14 protein-coding genes and 2 tRNA genes are annotated in these 18,803 nt (G+C 64.7%); 7 read left to right on the forward strand and 9 right to left on the reverse strand.

The features are described 5' to 3' along the window. The first annotated feature begins 140 nt into the window (after positions 1–140). The 4 genes from AC5RVY_RS00275 (at position 141) to AC5RVY_RS00290 (ending at position 3,324) form a co-directional block, all read left to right on the forward strand. Complete coding sequence (locus tag AC5RVY_RS00275) at positions 141–1,076, forward strand: J domain-containing protein (protein ID WP_493952730.1); 936 nt, start codon at positions 141–143, stop codon at positions 1,074–1,076. A gap of 22 nt (positions 1,077–1,098) precedes the next feature. Then, on the forward strand, positions 1,099–1,566 hold the full coding sequence (locus tag AC5RVY_RS00280; protein ID WP_493953667.1) for a tRNA (cytidine(34)-2'-O)-methyltransferase: 468 nt from the start codon (positions 1,099–1,101) through the stop codon (positions 1,564–1,566). 278 nt (positions 1,567–1,844) lie between these two features. Beyond that, positions 1,845–2,453, forward strand: coding sequence for an ECF RNA polymerase sigma factor SigK (gene sigK, locus AC5RVY_RS00285; protein ID WP_493952731.1), 609 nt, complete (start codon positions 1,845–1,847; stop codon positions 2,451–2,453). A gap of 1 nt (position 2,454) precedes the next feature. Continuing rightward, positions 2,455–3,324 (forward strand): anti-sigma factor, encoded by an 870-nt coding sequence (locus tag AC5RVY_RS00290; RefSeq protein WP_493952732.1) that lies wholly within the window; start codon positions 2,455–2,457, stop codon positions 3,322–3,324. 82 nt (positions 3,325–3,406) lie between these two features. Here the strand turns inward: AC5RVY_RS00290 and AC5RVY_RS00295 are convergent, their stop codons facing one another. From AC5RVY_RS00295 to AC5RVY_RS00310, 4 genes are all read right to left on the reverse strand, one after another. Beyond that, entirely contained in the window at positions 3,407–4,186 is a 780-nt protein-coding gene (locus AC5RVY_RS00295) for a PIG-L deacetylase family protein (protein WP_493952733.1), read from the reverse strand. A gap of 3 nt (positions 4,187–4,189) precedes the next feature. Then, positions 4,190–5,143, reverse strand: coding sequence for an electron transfer flavoprotein subunit alpha/FixB family protein (locus AC5RVY_RS00300; RefSeq protein ID WP_493952734.1), 954 nt, complete (start codon positions 5,141–5,143; stop codon positions 4,190–4,192). A 14-nt stretch (positions 5,144–5,157) separates the two neighbouring features. After that, positions 5,158–5,958 carry an electron transfer flavoprotein subunit beta/FixA family protein gene (locus AC5RVY_RS00305; RefSeq protein ID WP_493953668.1) on the reverse strand — a complete coding sequence of 267 codons (801 nt, stop codon included), beginning with the start codon at positions 5,956–5,958 and terminating at the stop codon, positions 5,158–5,160. Positions 5,959–6,214: 256 nt separating this feature from the next. Beyond that, positions 6,215–7,915 carry a S1C family serine protease gene (locus AC5RVY_RS00310; protein WP_493952735.1) on the reverse strand — a complete coding sequence of 567 codons (1,701 nt, stop codon included), beginning with the start codon at positions 7,913–7,915 and terminating at the stop codon, positions 6,215–6,217. 285 nt (positions 7,916–8,200) lie between these two features. Here AC5RVY_RS00310 and AC5RVY_RS00315 point away from each other — a divergent pair, with 285 nt between their 5' ends. The 3 genes from AC5RVY_RS00315 (at position 8,201) to AC5RVY_RS00325 (ending at position 12,722) form a co-directional block, all read left to right on the forward strand. Next, positions 8,201–10,255: a TPM domain-containing protein gene (locus AC5RVY_RS00315; RefSeq protein ID WP_493952736.1), complete on the forward strand. Its 2,055-nt coding sequence runs from the start codon at positions 8,201–8,203 to the stop codon at positions 10,253–10,255. Between the two features lie 115 nt (positions 10,256–10,370). Continuing rightward, the gene (locus AC5RVY_RS00320) at positions 10,371–11,162 is read left to right on the forward strand and encodes a PspA/IM30 family protein (protein WP_493952737.1); all 792 of its coding nucleotides are present in this window, start codon (positions 10,371–10,373) and stop codon (positions 11,160–11,162) included. Between the two features lie 111 nt (positions 11,163–11,273). Further along, positions 11,274–12,722: a cryptochrome/photolyase family protein gene (locus tag AC5RVY_RS00325; RefSeq protein WP_493952738.1), complete on the forward strand. Its 1,449-nt coding sequence runs from the start codon at positions 11,274–11,276 to the stop codon at positions 12,720–12,722. Between the two features lie 21 nt (positions 12,723–12,743). Here the strand turns inward: AC5RVY_RS00325 and AC5RVY_RS00330 are convergent, their stop codons facing one another. The 5 genes from AC5RVY_RS00330 to AC5RVY_RS00350 form a co-directional block, all read right to left on the reverse strand. Further along, positions 12,744–13,676: a cytochrome b/b6 domain-containing protein gene (locus AC5RVY_RS00330; RefSeq protein WP_493952739.1), complete on the reverse strand. Its 933-nt coding sequence runs from the start codon at positions 13,674–13,676 to the stop codon at positions 12,744–12,746. A 138-nt stretch (positions 13,677–13,814) separates the two neighbouring features. After that, positions 13,815–13,888, reverse strand: a tRNA-Met gene (locus AC5RVY_RS00335). A 311-nt stretch (positions 13,889–14,199) separates the two neighbouring features. After that, positions 14,200–14,273: transfer RNA gene (locus tag AC5RVY_RS00340), tRNA-Met, on the reverse strand. A 129-nt stretch (positions 14,274–14,402) separates the two neighbouring features. Next, positions 14,403–17,381, reverse strand: a complete 2,979-nt coding sequence (locus AC5RVY_RS00345; protein ID WP_493953669.1) for a UPF0182 family membrane protein — start codon at positions 17,379–17,381, stop codon at positions 14,403–14,405. A 150-nt stretch (positions 17,382–17,531) separates the two neighbouring features. Continuing rightward, on the reverse strand, positions 17,532–18,560 hold the full coding sequence (locus AC5RVY_RS00350; protein WP_493953670.1) for a YlbL family protein: 1,029 nt from the start codon (positions 18,558–18,560) through the stop codon (positions 17,532–17,534). Between the last annotated feature and the right edge of the window lie 243 nt (positions 18,561–18,803).

Genomic DNA, 18,803 nt, shown 5'->3' on the forward strand with positions numbered 1-18,803 from the left:
ACGAGTCTAAACTCCGCCGAATCCCGGCGGAGCCGGGAACCACGCACCTCGGCACGGACGTTGAACGGTCAACGGCCGATAAGCTGGCCGGACCAGGCCGCCCTCCGCGGACCGGCCGCTTCAACACGAAGGACGAGTGCTTGACCGAGAGCAGCTCCCATTACCAGGTGCTTCGCGTGGCCGTCACCGCCACGGAGAAGGAAATCAAGGTGGCCTACCGACGCGCCGCCCGCTTGGCCCACCCGGACCACGGCGGGGATCCTGCCGCCTTCCGCCGGGTCACCAGCGCCTACGAAACCCTGATCGATCCGCAGCGCAGGAAAGCATACGACCGCTCCTACGCCGCGGGTACGGCCAATGCACCTGACGCGGAACCCCATTTTGACGCCCCGCCGGCGGGCAGCAGGGCTTCGGCCACCGTCCACAAGACAGCCCGTACGCGGAACACAGCCGGCGATCAACCGGTCTACCTTCCGCCTTACGGCGGCGACGGCGACGTACCCCTGATTCCGTTGGCGCAGGCCAGCCAGCAGGTCCACGGCATGCCGCGGAAACGCGGGATATTCGGCGCTGAAGCGCGGATCCAGCGGGAGATGCGGACAGTCCAGCTTCTGACCCGCCAGGTGCTGCCGGCCATCCCGGCGGCGCGCCTGATCAACGGGCTTCAGTCGCCGGCGGACAACAGCCACATCGACCACGCCGTGCTGTCCGGATACCGGCTTGCCCTGATTGGTTCCATGCTGCTGCCGAAAGGTGCGTACGCGTGGGACGGCAGGACCCTGAACCACGGCGGGCGCTCCATCCCGCCGCCGCAGCTGGCCCACATCGTCCGCGCGCTGCAGGACATCTTCCCGGAACTGAACGTCACGGGCTGGACAGTTGTCCACAGCCCGGGCGGCAACCTGCACGAGCCGGTGATCGACAACCACACCCGGTCCTCCGGAGCGCTGGAAACGGTCCGGATCGTCAACGCCGCGGGCATGGTGCGGGGAGTGAAGGAGTTCCTGGCCTCCGGACCGGCTCCCAACACGGTCAACGTCCCGGTCCTCGCAAGGTTGCTGCGCGGCATGCACTGACCGCGTTGACTAGGATGGGATGGTGTTCCGCATCCTCTTCCACGAACCCGAAATCCCCGGCAATACCGGCAACGCCATCCGGTTGGCAGCCATTACGGGCGCCGAGCTGCATCTGGTGGAGCCCCTGGGGTTCGACTTCTCCGACGCGAAGCTCCGCCGGGCGGGGCTGGATTACCATGACCTCGCCGTCGTCACAGTGCATCAGAGCATCGAGGACGCCTGGCAGCACCTCAAGCCTGAGCGGGTTTATGCCTATACATCGGACGGAACAGCCAGCTACACGGACATCGCCTACCAGCCCGGCGATGTGCTGATGTTCGGGAGGGAATCCGTTGGCCTGCCCCCCCAGCTGAAAACCGATCCCCACGTCACCGCGACCGTCCGCCTGCCCATGCTGCCGGCGCTGCGCTCCCTCAACCTGGCCAACGCCGCCTCGATCGCGGTTTATGAGGCCTGGCGCCAACAGGGCTTCGCAGGCGCACGGACCTAGAACCCCGCCCGAAGGCCTGCGGCGTGCACGCGCACCCGCCGGGCCGGCCGGGCCAGCCGGCAATCGGAGCGACCCAAGCAGGCCGGCCATGAGCTGCCGAAACAATTTTCCGCCCTGCCCCATCCGCGCCCGCGGCTGCGCCGAATCCCTCCTGAGAACAGTTCATAGCGATCAAGGAGCGGCAGGTGACACTTCTCCGTGCAGGCTCCAGGACAGGCCGGGGCATCTCCGGCAGCACTGCTGAGGATTCACCTCCCGGAGACTTATGCTTGGTAGTGATGGATACTCCCAACGCGCCTCACTACGAGGCCCCGGCTGCGGTGACAGACCCGCCGGCCGAGCTCAGTAAACGCCTTGCTGCCCTTCTGGGACAGATTTCCCAGGGTGACCAGGCAGCCTTTGCGGAGTTCTACCAGTTAACGTCCCGCCGGGTTTACGGCATGGCGCGCCGGGTCCTTATTGATGCCGAGCTAAGCGAGGACACCACCCAGGAGGTCTTCCTGCAGGTCTGGCAAAACGCAGGCCGGTTCGATCCTGCTGCCGGAAGCCCGCTTTCCTGGCTGATGACCATTTCCCACCGGCGGGCTGTGGACCGGGTCAGATCCGCGCAGTCCTCCACAGACCGGGAAGCCCGTTACGGCGCCAGCACCCAGGACATCGACCACGACACCGTCTCGGATGAAGTAGGCAGCAGGCTCGAAGCCGAGGCCGTGGTCCGGTGCCTGGGAACGCTGACCGAGACGCAACAGGAATCTGTCCGGCTTGCCTACCACGGTGGCCTCACATACCGGGAAGTCGCGGAACAGCTCAATGCCGCGGTTCCCACCATCAAGTCCCGCATCCGCGACGGACTGATCCGCTTGAAGACCTGTTTGGGGGTGAGTTGAAATGACAGAAATGAACCATGGACGGGCCGGCCGTTCCGGCGCCTTCGGTGATACCGTCTCAGCTGACCTCGCCTCCGGCCGGGCCATTGACCTGGCCGAACTCTATGCCCTGGATGCTGTCACGGACGAGGAACGCCGGGCCATTGACGAGTACATTTCATCCGCTCCGGCAGCCGAGCAGGCTTCATTCTTCGAGCGCGTGCGCCAGTCCAGGGAAACCCTCACCCGGACCTTCAAAGCCGAGGAAGAACCCCCTGCCGATCTTTTCGACCGCATCGTCGGCCAACTGCCGGCCCAGCTGCCGGCGCAGGAGGGACCCGGCCCGGTCGCTTCCGTTGGCCAAACGGGCGGTGACAAACTGCGTGGCGACGAACCGGGCGGCGACGAGCTTGCGAAGGCCCGGCAGCGCCGGGCCGAACGGCGGCGTCCCGCCGGCACACGTCGCTGGCTCATGGGAATTGCGGCCGCGGCGGCGATCGCCCTGGGCGGCGTCGGCGTCGGATCCTACCTCGCGGACCAGAACGATCCGCTGAACCAGGTGGTCCGGGCAGGAGACCTGCGGGAAGCATCGGTCAACGTGGCCGGCGGAGGTACCGCAACCGTCCTGATTTCTTCCTCGGAGGACGCTGCCGTTGTCAAGATGAACGGCGTTCCTGCCCCGCCGGAAGGCAAGGTATACCAGATGTGGCTGATCCCGAAGGACGGTTCCGCCCCTGTTTCCCAGGGCCTGATGGACGCCGAGGCACTCTCCAAGCCCGCAGTGGTGGAGGGCATCGCTTCCGCCGCGGCGCTAGGGATCACCGTTGAGCCGGCAGGCGGCTCCACGTCCCCCACGCTGCCCACCGTCGCCGCTGCTCCCCTCGGCGCCTAGCAGCGCCCTTCAGCCGGGCAAAGAAGGACGCCCCGCAGTCTTCCGGAGGGAAGGTCGCGGGGCGTCCTGGTTGGCAGCCGGCTCAGAAACCGGCGATGGTTCCTGGGCCGTTAACGGCCACTACATGGAACGCTTCGGCACTGCGGCCCGCCGCTAATCCCGCACGTTCCGCGTTGTGGTGCATCCCCCGGCGCACCGTTGCTTCCATGGCCTCCACGTCAGGGTGCTGGCTAACGTGGACGTGGATGGCCTTCAGCTTGGCCTCCACGTGTTCGGTCACATCAACAAAATGGTTTTCCCGCTCGTCCGGCCCGGCGTAGAGCCACAGCCACGGGAGTTTGTAGGCCGCCAGCCCGGCTTCTGCCAGTTCCGGGTAGGCGAACGGGTTTTCCACCGCCGGGTAGACGGCCCGCGTCACGGCTTCCCCCACAGCAAGATGGTCCGGATGGCTTTTTTGGATCCGCTGCCAGTTCCGTTCCGGGTGCATGGCCAGTACGACGTCGGGACGCAGCTCGCGGATGAGCTTCACTACGCCGCGCATCACCTCGTGCGAAGGTTCGAGGTAGCCGTCACGCTGATGGAGGTAGTGGATGTCGGACACTCCCACCAGCTCCGCAGCGCGACGCTGTTCGGCGTCGCGCATGGCGATGATATTCGCGCGGTGGGCGGGATCGAAGCCGCCCGCGTCGCCGTCGGTCATGATGCAGTAGCTGACCTGGACGCCGGCGGCTGTCCAGGCGGCAATGGTGCCGGCAGCACCGAAGTCAATGTCATCCGGGTGGGCCGCAAAACAGAGCACCCGTTCAATCCGGTGCGTGGCCGGGTTGAACGGGCTCTGTGCCTGGCTGGCTGAGTCAGTCAATCATCAGCCTTTGCGCTTCTTGATCTCTGCGGTGGCCTGCGGCAGGACGTCGAAGAGGTCTCCGACGATGCCGAAGTCCGCGATCTCGAAGACCGGTGATTCGGCGTCCTTGTTTACCGCCACAATGACCTTCGCCGTCTGCATCCCGGCCTTTTGCTGGATGGCCCCGGAGATGCCTGCGGAAATGTAGAGCTGCGGTGAGACGGTCTTGCCCGTCTGGCCCACCTGGGCATCGTGGCTGATCCAGCCCGCGTCAGTGGCTGCGCGCGATGCGCCCACGGCCGCTCCGAGGGCGTCCGCGAGTTCCTCCACGGGGCCGAAGTCGCCATCCAGTCCGCGCCCCCCGGCCACCACGATGCGGGCGTCGGTGAGGTCCGGGCGGCCGCTGGCCACCTTCTGCTCGCGGGCGGTGATCCGGGCAGCCTGCGTTGTGCTGCCGGCCGGAACCTCAACAGTGACGGTTTCCGGCGTACTGGGTGCGGCAGCGGGCTCGGGGACAACGTTGTTGGCTTTGACGGTGAACACCGAAACGGGGGTGCTTGCCTTGCAGGACGTGTTGTAGGAACCGGCAAGAACCGACTTGTGTGCCGTACCGTCCGCGTCCACGCCCACGACGTCGGTGATGACTCCGGCATTGAGGCGGATTCCCAGGCGGGCGGCGATTTCCTTGCCCTCCGGTGAGTTGTCGAGCAGGACGGTGGTGGCACCTGTGCTCTCCACGGCGGCAGCGAGGTAGGCGGCCTTGGGCGCCACAAGGTAATCGTCCAGGTCCTGTGCAGAGGGTTGGAGAACCGTGCTGACGCCGTATTCTGCGAACGTGGAAGAAACGCTGCTGTGCAGTTCCCCGTTCAAGGCCACAACGCTCTCGCCGAGGGAACGGGCCAGGGTCAGCAGCTCAAGGCTGCTCTTCTTCAGCGCCTCGCCGGGGTTGTCGATGAAAACAAGTACTTTTGCCATGTCGGTAATCCCTCTCAGAGCAGCTTCTGGGCGGCCAGGAAGTCAACCAGCTTGATGCCGGCGTCGCCTTCGTCCGTGATGATGGTGCCGGCGCTCCGCGGCGGACGCTCTTCTGCCCTGGTGACCGTGGTCCAGGAGCCGGAGTGTCCCACCTGCGCGGCGTCCAGCCCGATGTCGGCAAGGGACAGGGTGGTGATGCTCTTGCGCTTGGCAGCGATGATGCCCTTGAAGTTGGGGTACCGGGGCTCGTTGATCTGGTCGGTCACGGAAACCACCGCGGGCAGGGTGGCCTCCACCGTTTCCGAGGTTGTGTCCGCATCCCGTCGCGCTACAAGGCGCGCGCCGTCCACGTCCAGGGAAGAGGCGAACGTGATCTGGGGAAGGCCGAGGCGCTCCGCCAGCTGCGCGGGCACCAGGGAGGTTTCGCCGTCGGTGGAGGCCATACCGGTGATGATCAGGTCCACGGGTCCGTCCTGGGCCAGGCGCTGGACGGCCGCCGCCAGTGCGAGTGATGTGGCCGCAGCGTCCGAGCCTGCCAGCGCGTCATCCGTCAGGTGCACGCCCTCGGTGGCACCCATCTGCAGGGACTTCTTCACGGCGTTCACGGCACCGGCAGGTCCCATGCTCAGGGCGATGACCTGGTTGCCGGCCTTGCTGCCGCCACGGGCTTCGGCCAGCTGCAGTGCGGCCTCCAGCGCGTATTCGTCCAGCTCGGAAAGGATGCTTTCGTCACGGTCCGTCGTGTAGCGCTCCCCGTTGAGGTGACGGTCGAACTGGGCGTCCGGTACATGCTTGACCAGGACGATGATCTTCAATGTCTTCTCCACTGTATCGACAGCAGCCTTCCATGCTTGTGGACAGCCAGCCGGGTAAGGTCATGGCCGCGGGATGCCCGGCGTACGGGTAGCTCCTAGCTAACCATATCGACGCCGGGCACCGCCCTCTTCCATTACGCCAGTGTCAGCACTTTTACGACGCCGGCGGGAGGCACAGCAGCGGCGCCTCCCATCCAGGTGGGAAGCGCCGCCGTCGAACTTTCCTTAACGTTCCTGCGGCACCGCGGTGCCGCTGCTAGCTTGCGGTGCCAAGCGTGACGTCGAGTATTTGTTCGGCACCGTTGCGCAACACGGTGATCTTCACCGCGGAGCCCGCGGGCTGTTCCCGGACAGCGGCCGTCAGCTGCTCCGGTTCACCGATGGCGAGGTCGTTGAACTTCGTGATTACGTCCCCCACTTTGATCCCTGCCTTCCCGGCCGCCGAGTTTGCTTCAACGGTGGCTACCTCCGCACCAACGGAGAATTCGGAGGCGGCACTGGAAGCGGCCTTCTTTTTGACGCTGACGCCCAGTTGGCCGTGCGAGGCCTTGCCGGTGTCGATGATTTCCTGGGCGACCCGCTTGGCGTGGTTGATGGGGATGCTGAAGCCCACGCCGATGTTGCCGCTGGAGGAGGATGAGGAACCTGACCCGGCGGAAGCGATAGCCACGTTGACGCCGATGATCTCACCGCTGCTGTTCACCAGGGCACCGCCGGAGTTGCCGGGGTTGATCGCGGCGTCGGTCTGGATCACGTTGATGGAAATCTCACCCTTGCCCGTTGTCTGCTGGCTTTGGCCACCGCCGGGAGGTGCGAACTGGAAGCCCTGGTCGCCGCCCTCCGCGTTGTCCCCTTCCTCAGGAGCTGCGGAGGAGGCAACGCTGATGGTCCGGTTGAGCGTGGAGACAATGCCATCCGTAACAGTCCCGGTCAGGCCCAACGGAGAACCGATGGCGATCGCGGTGTCCCCTACGTTGAGCTTGCCGGAGTCACCCAGGGTGGCAGGCGTGAGTCCGGAAGCGTTGTCCACCTTGATGACTGCAAGATCGGACAACGGGTCCGTGCCCACCAGCTTGGCGGTGAGTACCTTGCCGTCGCTGGTGCGGACTTCGAGGGACGCGTTGGCTGTCTGGCCGTCCAGCGTGACCACGTGCGTATTGGTGAGGATGTGGCCCTGGTCATCCAGGACGATGCCGGAACCCGTGCCGCCGGAGCCGCCGCTTGTGGCGCTGATGGTCACCACACTGGGCGACGCCTTCACAGCCGCCGCCGTGATGGCGTTGACGTTGTCCTTGTTGTTGACGATCACCGTGCCTGGCTGGCTGTTGCTGCTGGTGGTTGCAGAGGAACCGGCGTTGTCGAACAGGTCGTCGGAGGCGACGGTGGCTACTCCCCCGCCCACCAGGCCGGCGGCAAGGATGCTGGCAACCAGGGTTCCGACGCCGAATGACGCCTTCTTGCGCGGGGCGTCCTTGGGATTGTGGACCAGGCCCACCGGGCCACCCGCAGCCGCGTGCTGGGTGTTGTGCTGGCCCTGGCCGGCGTAGCCGTGATGGTTCTGGCCGTCGTTCGGTCCGCTATTTCCCTGGTTGTGGCTTGCCGGGTTGTCGCCCTGTCCACCGGAGGCTTCCTGCCCGTAAAACGGCTGCCGCTGCGGATATGGCTGGCGTTGGGGATATGCCGGGCGCGCTCCGGGCAGTTCCTGCGTGGGGTGCTCCGGGGAGTGCGCCTCATCGCGTCCTGCAGGGTCCGGCCGTTGCGTGGAATCAAGGCGCTCGGTGGGGTACTGACGTGGACTCGACGCTCCGTTGCCCGCGGCCGACGGGATGGAGGTCCCCGTGTCATCTGCTTGGTGAACCTCAGGATTGTGCCCGGGCTGTGGGGACTGCTGCCAGGGATCCGGCCGGCCAGGACCCCGGTTCTCGGGACCGGCGCCGGGGGTTGGGTTCTCAGTCATGGGACTTCCTTTCATCCTCGTCTGCATTAACTATGGACCGACTCCCTGTAACAAGCTCGGATGTTTGCTGAGAGCTTGCTGAATCGCTGTTGGGTGGGTTTTCCGGCGCTGGCGGCGTTTCGCTGGTGGCATATTCAGCTCAATGGACGGCCTTCGGGGTGCACCATAGAATCAAAGATGATTGCCACAGCGACCTGCGGCTTTACACCATGCGTGGGGGCGCTGCTGCATTCTGAGACGACCGGTTCGTCCCGAATCGGTGTCAAGCGTGCTGAAGGGTTGCACATGCGGTCAAAGTTCAAACGTATTCTCGCCGTGATCGGCCTTGCCGGGCTGCTGGCGGTACCCGCCGGTGCGGCTTGGGCCGAGGATCCGGTCACCATCCCATCCGGCCAGAACATCGTGGATAACGCGAATGTCCTCGGAAGCCGCAAGGGCGAAGTCCAGGAAGCAATTCAAAAGCTCCTCAAGGACGACAAATACAATCTCTACGTGGTGACTGTGGACACGTTCACCAACCCGACGGTTCCGGCAGAATGGGCAGCCGCCGTCGCGACGAAGAAGGGCATGGGCAGGTCCGACGCCATCCTCGCGATAGCCAAAGACGACGGCAAATTCAGCTTTGTCCTGAACTCGGCCAGCCCCATCAAATCCAAGCAGGGCGCCATAAGCCAAAACGCGGTTACGGCCAACCTGGCCGGAGGAAACCCCGATTTCGCCCAGGCAGCAATTGACACGGCAGCAGCCATCGGTGATGCCGCCAGCGGAGGAAGCGGAAACGTGCCTTCCGGTGAAGGAGCCGGAGCAGCCGTCCTTGTTGGGACTGGCGTAGTGGCTGCAGGTGGCGCCGGCGCCTACCTGTACTTCCGCAACCGGAGGAAGAAGGCTGCCGAAGCCCAGTCATCCAGCGCAAGCTACGGCCCGCAGGGTGGCGAGGTGGACCCGTTGGCGTCCCTCAGCGTGGAGGAGCTGCGCCGCAAGAGCGGGTCGCTGCTCATCGAAGCGGACGACGCCATTAAGTCCAGCGAACAGGAACTGATGTTCGCCCAGGCACAGTACGGTGATTCCGCCGTCGGCAATTTCACCAAGGCCCTGGATGAAGCCAAGGCCCACATGACGGAGTCCTTCAAGCTGCAGCAGCAGCTGGACGACCACATTCCGGATACCGAAGAGCAGCAGCGCACCTGGCTGGGCGAGATCATCCGCCGCTCCGAGGCCGCGCTGGCCTCGCTGCAGGAGCAGAAGGCAGACTTCGATTCCCTGCGCGAACTGGAGAAGAACGCGCCGCAGGCACTGGCACGCGTCAATGCCGGCGCCCGTGAAGCGGACGCGAAGATCTCCAGCGCAGAGGCGTCCCTCACTGCCCTGCGTGCCAAGTATGCCGAGAGTGCGCTTGCCCAGGTCTCGGACAACATCCTGCAGGCCAAGGAGCGCCTCGCTTTCGTCCAGAATGCCTCAGTCACCGCTGAGCAGAAGCTGGGTGAGGGCGAAGGAAGCATGGCGGCAGTGGCAGTCCGGGCAGCGGAAGAGAGCCTGCACCAGACGAACGTACTCCTGGATGCCATTTCCAAGGTCTCGTCCAGCCTTGACGAGGCCCGCAACGGCCTTGAGTCCGCGGTGGTGGACACCTCGCAGGACCTTGCCCAGGCGCGTGCCATGATCCAGTCCGGCGCCCATCCCGAACTGGCGGGCCCCGTGGCCGGCGTGGAAGCGACGCTCGCCCAGGTCAAGTCAGACATCCAGGGCGGGAAGATCGATCCCATCGCAACCCTGCAGCGGGTGGAGACCGCCCACCAGTCCCTGGACCAGTCCCTGAGCGGAATCCGCGACCAGCAGGAGCAGTCACGCCGGGCGCAAGCGTCGCTGCAGCAGACCATCATGTCCGCCCAGGCTCAAATCAGCGCCACCTCCGACTACATCACCGCCCGGCGCGGCGGTGTGGGAACCGAGGCCCGTACCAGGTTGGCGGAGTCCCAGCGGAACCTGGACTATGCGCTGTCCATCGCACGCACCGATCCGGTCACCGCCTTGACCTATGCGCAGCAAGCACACGCGCTCGCTGCCCAGGCAGCCCAGCTGGCGCAGGCCGACGTTGACCATTTCGACGGCTACGCCAACCAAGGCTACGGCCGGGGCGGAATGTTTGGCGGAGGCGGCGGAGGCGGACTCGGCGGCGCCATCCTTGGCGGCATCCTGATTAACTCCATCCTCAACGGAGGCGGTGGCGGCGGCTGGGGCGGCGGCCACAGCGACGGCGGCGGCTGGGGCGGCGGCGATTTCGGCGGTGGCGGCGATTTTGGTGGCGGAGACTTCGGCGGGGGCGACTCCGGAAGTTTCTAAAGGCCGCACCCTAGGTTTTCGAGGTCGAACCGCAAAGGCTCGAGAACGACACAGGCAACACACAACTGTTCACTGATTTCAGTGGTCATGACAGAGCAGGACGAAAGGTAGCACCATGGTTAAGCAGTCCATTTTCGGCCGTATCGCGCAGCTGGCAAAGGCAAACATCAACTCCTTGCTGGACAACGCCGAGGACCCGCAGAAAATGCTGGACCAGATGGTCCGGGACTACACCAACAACATTGCTGAGGCGGAGTCCGCCGTAGCACAGACCATCGGCAACCTCCGCATGCTCGAGGACGACTACAACGAGGACGTCAAGAACTCCCGCGACTGGGGCAACAAGGCCCTGGCCGCATCCCGCAAGGCGGACGAGTACCGCGCCAGCGGCAACGCGTCCGACGCCGAGAAGTTCGACAACCTGGCCAAGGTTGCACTCCAGCGCCAGATGTCGGCCGAGAACGAAGCCAAGGGCGCGGAGCCTGCCATCGCTTCCCAGCGTGAAGTGGTGGACAAGCTCAAGACCGGGCTGGACCAGATGAAGGGCAAGCTGAACCAGCTCACCAGCAAGCGCAACGAACTGGTGGCCCGTTCAAAGACCGCCGCGGCCCAGTCCCAGGTACACGATGCCATCAAGAGCATCGATATCATGGACCCCACCAGCGAGGTAGGCCGCTTCGAAGAGAAGATCCGCCGGGAAGAGGCCCGGGTCCGCGGGCAGCAGGAACTCACCGAGTCCAGCCTGGACGCGCAGTTCAACCAGCTGGAAGATCTCGGGGAGCAGGTGGAGATTGAGGCCCGCCTGGCTGCCCTGAAGTCCGGCGGCACCGCGAAGCCGGCCCTCGGTGCAGGCGCCACTGATAGCGCAGAGTCCACCGTGAACGAAGCCGATTTCGACAAGCTCTGACAGGTTCAGGAGACCTCCGCGCTCGAGGCGCCCGGAACTCCTATGACTGCTGAAAAGGCCGGGGCCTGGCGCCCCGGTCTTTCTGTTGTTGCTGGTGTGTAGCGTGGTGGGATGGCTTCCTCCGATGCAACGTCCCTCGTGTGGCTGCGCGATGACCTCCGCCTGGACGACAACCCTGCCCTGTTCGAGGCGGCGGCGCTTGGCCTGCCCCTGACCGTCGTCTACGTTTTGGACGAAGAATCTGCCGGCGTCAGGCCGTTGGGGGGAGCAACCCGGTGGTGGCTGCATCATTCCCTTACGGCACTTGCCTCAGCTATGGAAGCCAACGGCTCCCGCTTGCTCCTTCGCCGTGGTCCGGCCGCGGATATCATCAAGGACCTCGCCGCCGAAACCGGCGCGGTCCACCTGTTCTGGAACCGGCGCTACGGACTGCCGGAGCGGACGGTGGATGAGGAGATCAAGGACTGGGCCGCCCGCAACGGCATGCAGGCTTCGAGTTACCAAGCGCACCTCCTGTTCGAGCCATGGACAGTCCGTACCGGGGCCGGCGGCCCCTACAAGGTCTTTACGCCCTTCTGGCGGGCGTGCCTTGCCGGGACTGATGTGCGCGATCCCTTGCAGCCGCCGCGGAAATTGCCCCCTCCAGCCGCTGGGAAGGGAGGCGCGTTGCCAACAGGCGACCGCCTGGACAGCTGGAACCTGCTGCCGCACTCCCCCGACTGGAGCATAGGCCTGGCCGAGACGTGGGAGCCGGGAGAGGAAGGCGCTAAGCGTCGCCTCGCTGACTTCCTGGATGGGCCTGCAGAAGAGTACGGAACGGGCCGCAATGCGCCCGGGGTGGAAGGCACCAGCCGCTTGTCGCCCCACCTGCGCTTCGGTGAGATCAGTCCCTTCCGCGTGTGGCGGGAGATCCGGCGGCACTTCCCGCACCAGGTACCGGCCGACGTCGGGATCTTCCGTTCCGAGCTTGGCTGGCGGGAATTCTGCTGGCACCTGCTCTATACCAACCCTGATCTGGCCACCCGCAACTACCGGCCGGAGTTTGACCGGTTCGAGTGGCAGCCGCTCAACCGGAGCGAGCTGGAGGCCTGGCAACAGGGCCGGACCGGGTATCCGTTCGTTGATGCCGGGATGCGGCAGCTGTGGCAAACGGGCTGGATGCACAACCGGGTGCGGATGGCGGCTGCGTCATTCCTGGTCAAGAATCTCCTGGCCGACTGGCGCATCGGCGAGGAGTGGTTCTGGGACACGCTCGTAGACGCGGACGCCGCCAGCAACCCGGCAAACTGGCAGTGGGTGGCGGGATCGGGAGCGGACGCCTCCCCCTACTACCGGATCTTCAACCCGGTGACGCAGAGCAAGAAGTTCGATTCCGCGGGCCACTACCTGCGCCGCTTCATTCCGGAACTGGCAGACCTCGACGGGAAGGCCATCCACGAACCGTGGAAAGCCGGAGACGCGCCTGGCTACCCCGGACCGCTGGTGGGGCTGCCAGAGTCCAGGGAACGGGCCCTGGAAGCCTACGGCCGGCTCAAAGAACAGGCACCCGAAGGCACCTGAGCCAGCTACCGCCGTCGTACTTTAGCGGCTGACCTTGCCCATCAGGGAGGCGACCGGCCGCAGGAAGATGGGACGGGCCAGGAACCATGCGGCTGCCATAACCGCCACAGAGGCGAGGAACACCCAGAACCCAAACCAGCCGTCGCCGTCCCGGACGCCGTACATGTGGTTGAGGTTGCGCAGGGCGCCGGTAGCAAGCACCAGGAAGACGTGCACCACAATGAAGGCCACAAAGTAGATCATCACCGGGAAGTGGACAGCACGGGCCCATTCGATGGGGTAAGCCTTGTTCAGGCCGGCCGCCTTCTTGGGCCACGCGGAGGACATGCGCAGGCCCGTGATGAAGGCCAGCGGTGCCGCGATGAAAACCGTGAGGAAGTACGTGAGGAGCTGGAGGGCGTTGTAGTTGATCCAGCCGTTCTCCGTAGGCCAGTCCAGCGACGCGTACTGGAGCGCTGCCGAGAGCGCGTTGGGGAAGACGTCCCAGCTGGTGGGAACGATCCGCATCCACTGCCCGGTGGCGAACAGCAGGACGGCGAACACCAGGCCGTTCAGGATCCACAGCGCGTCCAGCGTGAGGTGGAACCACAGCTCAAGGCTGATCTTGGTGGGCGGGTTCCTGGTTTTGATCAGGCCCTTGTTGTTCCGGGTCCAGTGGCCGCTTGGGCGGGTGGTGGTACGCACCTGCCAGCCGGTCCGGATGATGAGGAGCAGGAAGAATGCGTTCAGGAAGTGCTGCCACGCCAACCAGGCCGGAAACCCTTCCGGGGCCCCGGCCGGAAGCTCGGAATGGCCCGGGTAGTCGGTTACGAAGGAAGCGACGGCGGGCAGTCCCACGAGCCACTTGGCGATCAGCACCACCAGGACCAGCGCCACGAGGACGGCCGGCACACCCCAATAGAGACGGGACCGCTTGCCCGCGGCAGTGCCGGGCTTCTTCGTGGGTGTGGACATCGAGCAACATTCCTCTCGAGAATGACGTGGTGCTTACGATCTGTGAGGCTCTGCGAAAGAGAATACTAGGAACTGCCTGCATTCAAGGAAAAAGAAGACCCCGTCCGGCTGGTGTGCCGGTCGGGGTCTTCACATAAGTTGCGGGGACAGGATTTGAACCTGTGACCTCTGGGTTATGAGCCCAGCGAGCTACCGAACTGCTCCACCCCGCGTCGCAGAATCAACACTACCCTATTTCGGCGGCGGGTTTTTCCACCCGGCTCTTTTCCGCCTGGCAACGCCCCATCACCTCCCGCCGTCGCCCCGGATACGCCCCATCACGTCCCGCCCCATTTTGGCACCACCCCATCCCGTCCCGAGGTGTCCAACGGCGGCTGCCATGTGCAGGGCGCGACATTTCCCCTAGGGCCCCCGGAGGTGATGGCGGATTCCCCGGTGTGATGCAGGAGGTGATGGCGCATTGTCCCAGGGAACTTAACAAAAAGATCCGGACACTGTTTCCAGTGTCCGGATCTTTTTCCAGTTGCGGGGACAGGATTTGAACCTGTGACCTCTGGGTTATGAGCCCAGCGAGCTACCGAACTGCTCCACCCCGCGTCGCAAGAACTACTTTACCGGGAGGTGAACAGCAGGCCAAATCAGGAAGCAGTGATCTCTGTCTCGCCCGCGGCATCCACGCTGCAAGGAGCGGGTGCCGCGGGCGCCGTCGAGATCATTGACAGAGCATCAGCTGCTGGGTGAGGGCGACGCCGCGGCTTCCGGAGTTGCCGTGGATGCAGGGGCCGGAGTGGCCTCGGGCGCGGCGACAGGGATTTTCGCCTCAGCCTTGGTGGCCTTGTCCAAGGCGGCTGAGAGCCGCTTCTGCGCCTCACCGTAGGCCGCGAAATCGCCGCTCGCCAGTGCTGCCTGGCCAGCCTTGATTGCATTGTTGGCCTCATCCAGTGCCGCCTTCAGCTCAGCCTTGGCATCCGCTCCTGCCGGTGTGGCCGGTGCACCCGGTTCAGCGGGCGTCTGGCCGTTGTTGTCCGAGTCGCCGGCAGCTGCACCGGAATCACCTCCGAAGAGCTGCTTCAGGGCTTCATCAAGGGTGGGGGCAAAACCAACCTTGTCGCCGAAGGCCACCAGGACGCGCTGCAGTGTGGGGTAGGACGTCTCACCGGTGGACTTCAGGTAGACGGGCTGGACATAAAGGATGCCGCCGCCCACCGGAAGGGTCAGCAGGTTGCCGTTGAGCACGTCCGAGGCGCCCTGGCGGAGCAGGTTGAGGGCCTGGGACACGGTGGGATCCGAATTGAATTTGTTCTGCGCCTGGCCCGGGCCCGGCACCTGGATCTCGGGCGGGATCTGCAGCAGCCGCAGTTTGCCGTAACTGTCGGCCTTAACACCCGCCTGGTTGCCGGCGTCCGAATCGGCGGCCAGGAAGCCATAGAGGACGTTACGGGCGTTCCCGTTGACGATCTGTGGAATGTACGACGAGGTCAGCTGGAAGGCGGGCTTGTCCTGGTCCGGCATCTGCAGCGACATGTAGAACGGCGGCTGCTTGACGTCGGTGTCCACGGTGGGATCCGCGGGCACGCTCCAGGCGTCATTGGTCTTGTAGAAGCTGGAGGGGTCCGTGACGTGGTACTGCCCCAGGAGCTGGCGCTGGACTTTGAACAGGTCCTCGGGATAGCGGACGTGGCTCATGACGTCGCCGGACATCTCCGAGTACGGCTTCAGCGACGAGGGAAAGACCTTTTGCCAGGACTTCAGCAGCGGGTCCTGGTCATCCCAGGCGTACAGGGTGACCGAACCGTCATAGGCGTCCACGGTGGCTTTGACCGAGTTCCGGATGTAGTTCACCGTGCTGTTGGGCAGCGCCACCGCGCGTCCCGACGTGGTCTGGGTGTCCGCGGTGGCGTTGGACAGCTGCTCCTGCTGCGAGTACGGGTAGTACTGGCTGGTGGTGTAGCCGTCCACAATCCACTTCACCCGTCCGTCCACTACGGCAGGGTAGGCGTTGCCGTCCACGGTCAGGTAAGGGGCAACCTTCTCCACGCGCTCACGGGGATTACGGTCGTACAGGATCTGGGATTCCGGGTTGACACCGTCCGAGAGCAGCAAGTCCGAGGACTGGAACTTGATGGAGTAGAGCACGCGGTTGAAGAAAGTCCCCACGTTGGGTCCGCCGTTGCCTTCGAAGGTGTACTGGGTCTCCCCCTCCCCTTCGCGGCCAGAGGGCCTGTCCTGCTCACGGGCACGGGCGCCATCGGGCGCACCAACGATGGAGTATTCCGGCGATGACTCACCGAAGTAGATCCGGGGCTGGTAGGTCGAATCGTCACCCAGCACACCTGTTGACGGAATACCCGACTGGAGGAAGTCCGGCTTGCCGTCCACGGTGAACTTGTTGCCCTTGGCTGCCACCACGCCGTACCCGTGGGTGTACACCACGTGCTGGTTCAGCCAGCCCTGCTGGTTGGTGGCCACGTTGGTGGGGTTCAGCTCGCGGACAGCGATCACGGTGTCCTGGATCTTGCCGTCCACTTCGTAGCGGTCCACGTTGAGGGCTTCCGGGAACTGGTAGTACGGACGGTACTGTTCCAGCTGGGAGAAAGCATCCGAGATCAGGTTCGGATCCAGCAGGCGGATGTTTGCGGTGGTCTGCGCGTCCGGGGCGAGCGCGCCTGTGCTGGCGGTGTTGGTGGCGTCATAGCGGTTCACCTGGATGGCATCGAGGCCATAGGCTTTGCGCGTGTTGTCGATGTTGCGCTGGATGAATTCCTTTTCCAGTGTCTCTTCTGACGGCCGTACCTGGAACTGCTGGATCACCCAGGGGTACACGCCGCCCGCAAGGATGGACGTGATGACCAGCATCGCCGTTCCGATCACGGGCAGGCGCCAGCGGCCGATGACCGCGGCCGCAATGAAGAGGATGGCAACCAGCGCGGCTGCCACCGCCAGGATGGCCTTGGTGGGGATAACGGCGTTGACGTCCGTGTAGAGGGCGCCGGCCCAGCGGCCGTTGTTGCTCTGCACGGCGGAGTAACGGTCCAGCCAGAAGTTGATGCCCAGGAGCACCAGGAACGCGGCGCCCGTGACGGCGATGTGGATCTGGGCAGCGCGGCTGGTGAAGACGCCGCGCTCCATGAGCCGGATACTGCCGTACAGGTAGTGGGTGAGGATTCCGGCGATACCGGCGATGACCACCACGCTGATGAGGAACCCGGTGACGAACCCGAGGAACGGCAGTGTCATCAGGTAGAAGCTGATGTCCAGGTGGAATTGCGGATCCTGCTGGCCGAACTGCTCCTGGTTAAAGAAGAGGAGGACCTTCTGCCACTGGCTCGCGGCCGCGCTGCCGGCGAACAATCCGAAGAGGACGGGCAGGCCCACCATCACCACACGGCGGACCGGTTCCAGCTGTGCCTGGTACCGGTTGAGGTTGTCGCGGATTTCAGAGTCCGGCGCGTACACCGGGCGGGACTGGTAGGCGATGCGGATGGCGAAGAAGACGGCGAGGAACATTACGGCGAATCCGGCGACGAAGATGCCGATCCTGGCCAGGTTCTCAGTGACGAACACTTCGATGAAGCCGAGCTGGCGGTACCAGAGGACATCTGTCCAGACGTTTGCGAAGAAGATGAAGCCCACAACCACCAGGGCGACAACGATCAGGGTGGGCGTCAGCGCGCCGCGTCTTGAAGGGGGTTTACCTGTGGACATGGTGCTGGCGGGTCGGGACAAACTCGGTACCTCATAGCTGGTCGGTCAGAATATTCGAAGCGTGCGTGCGAGCGACGTCCTTACCGGTCAAACGCTGGTTTAGCCGTCATATTTGCCACGAGTGGCGGTAAAGCTTAGTTCCTGCCCAGTCTAGTTGGTTGTGCATGCAGGGAGGCCGGACGTGTCCGTGCCGGAACCGGCAAGCTCGACGGCGTCGCGGGCCTCTGCGAGGTTCCCCACCTTGACCACCTGCAGGCCGTCCGGGACATGGCCCGCCACTTCCCCGCAGTTCGCGGCCGGGGCAAGGAACAAGGTGGCTCCCGCTGCGCGGGCCCCCTGCATTTTCTGTCCGATGCCTCCGATGGGCCCGACCTTGCCGTCTGGGGAGATGGTTCCGGTCCCGGCGATGTGCTTGCCGCCGGTCAGATCGCCAGGGGTGACGGTATCGATGATGCCCAGCGAGAACATGAGCCCGGCGCTGGGTCCGCCCACTTTGTCCAGCGAGATCTTCACGTCAAAGGGAAAATTGAACAGGTATTTGAGCATCACGCCGAGAATAAAGCGTCCCTCGCCGTTGTCCTTGGGCGTAATGGCCTGGCTCAGTTCCTGGCCGTCCCGCTCCACCACTACGGTGGCCTGGGCGCCTTTTCCGGCCGCCAGTTCCTCCTGGATAACGGCCAGGGAGGTGATCTCCTTGCCGTTGATCGTTTTGAGGATGTCCCCCGGCTCAATCTTTCCGGCCGCGGCGGAACCCTCGGAGAGGCCCGCCGCCTGAAGCTGCTGGCCGAACGGGATATCCAGCTCGCTCAGGGCTGAGGCCACCGCGTTTTCCTGGGATGTAGCCATGGCAACAGTTCCCTGTTCGTTGGCCTCTTCCTTTGTGGTTCCGGCGGGGTAGATCAACTCCTCCGGGTAAACAGCCTTCGTGCCGTCAAGCCAGGCAGAAAAAGCACCAAGGATGCTCATCGGGCCATTGGGGCCTCCGGCCATATAGACCGTGGTCAGGTCAAGGTTTCCCGCTGCCGGGTATGTTTCCGTTCCGGTGACGCTGATGACCGGGCTTCCCTGGCTTTGGCCCAAGGTATTGAATGTAGGGCCGGGCGATTCAACAACATAGGGCACCGGCAACGTGCCTACCGCGATTCCCAACCCCAACGCGGCAACGCCGGCCACCATCATGGCGGATACCTTCGGGTTGCGGCGGTCCGGTCCGGTCCAGTCCTGTTCCGTGTGCCTGGACGGCGGGCCGGTAGTCGCGCTCACATCTGCAGTGGCGGCGTCGAACTCTTCCGTTTCCGCATGCCAGGGGCCGGACCGGGGCTGGGCGGCGTGATCCTCGGAGGGGTGGCCGCCACGGGTTGTAGTCACCGGACCAACACTACGCGGTGCCCGGCAGCTCCGTTTCTTTGCCTACAGCGAACG

This window comes from Arthrobacter sp. Ha26 (assembly GCF_059091705.1).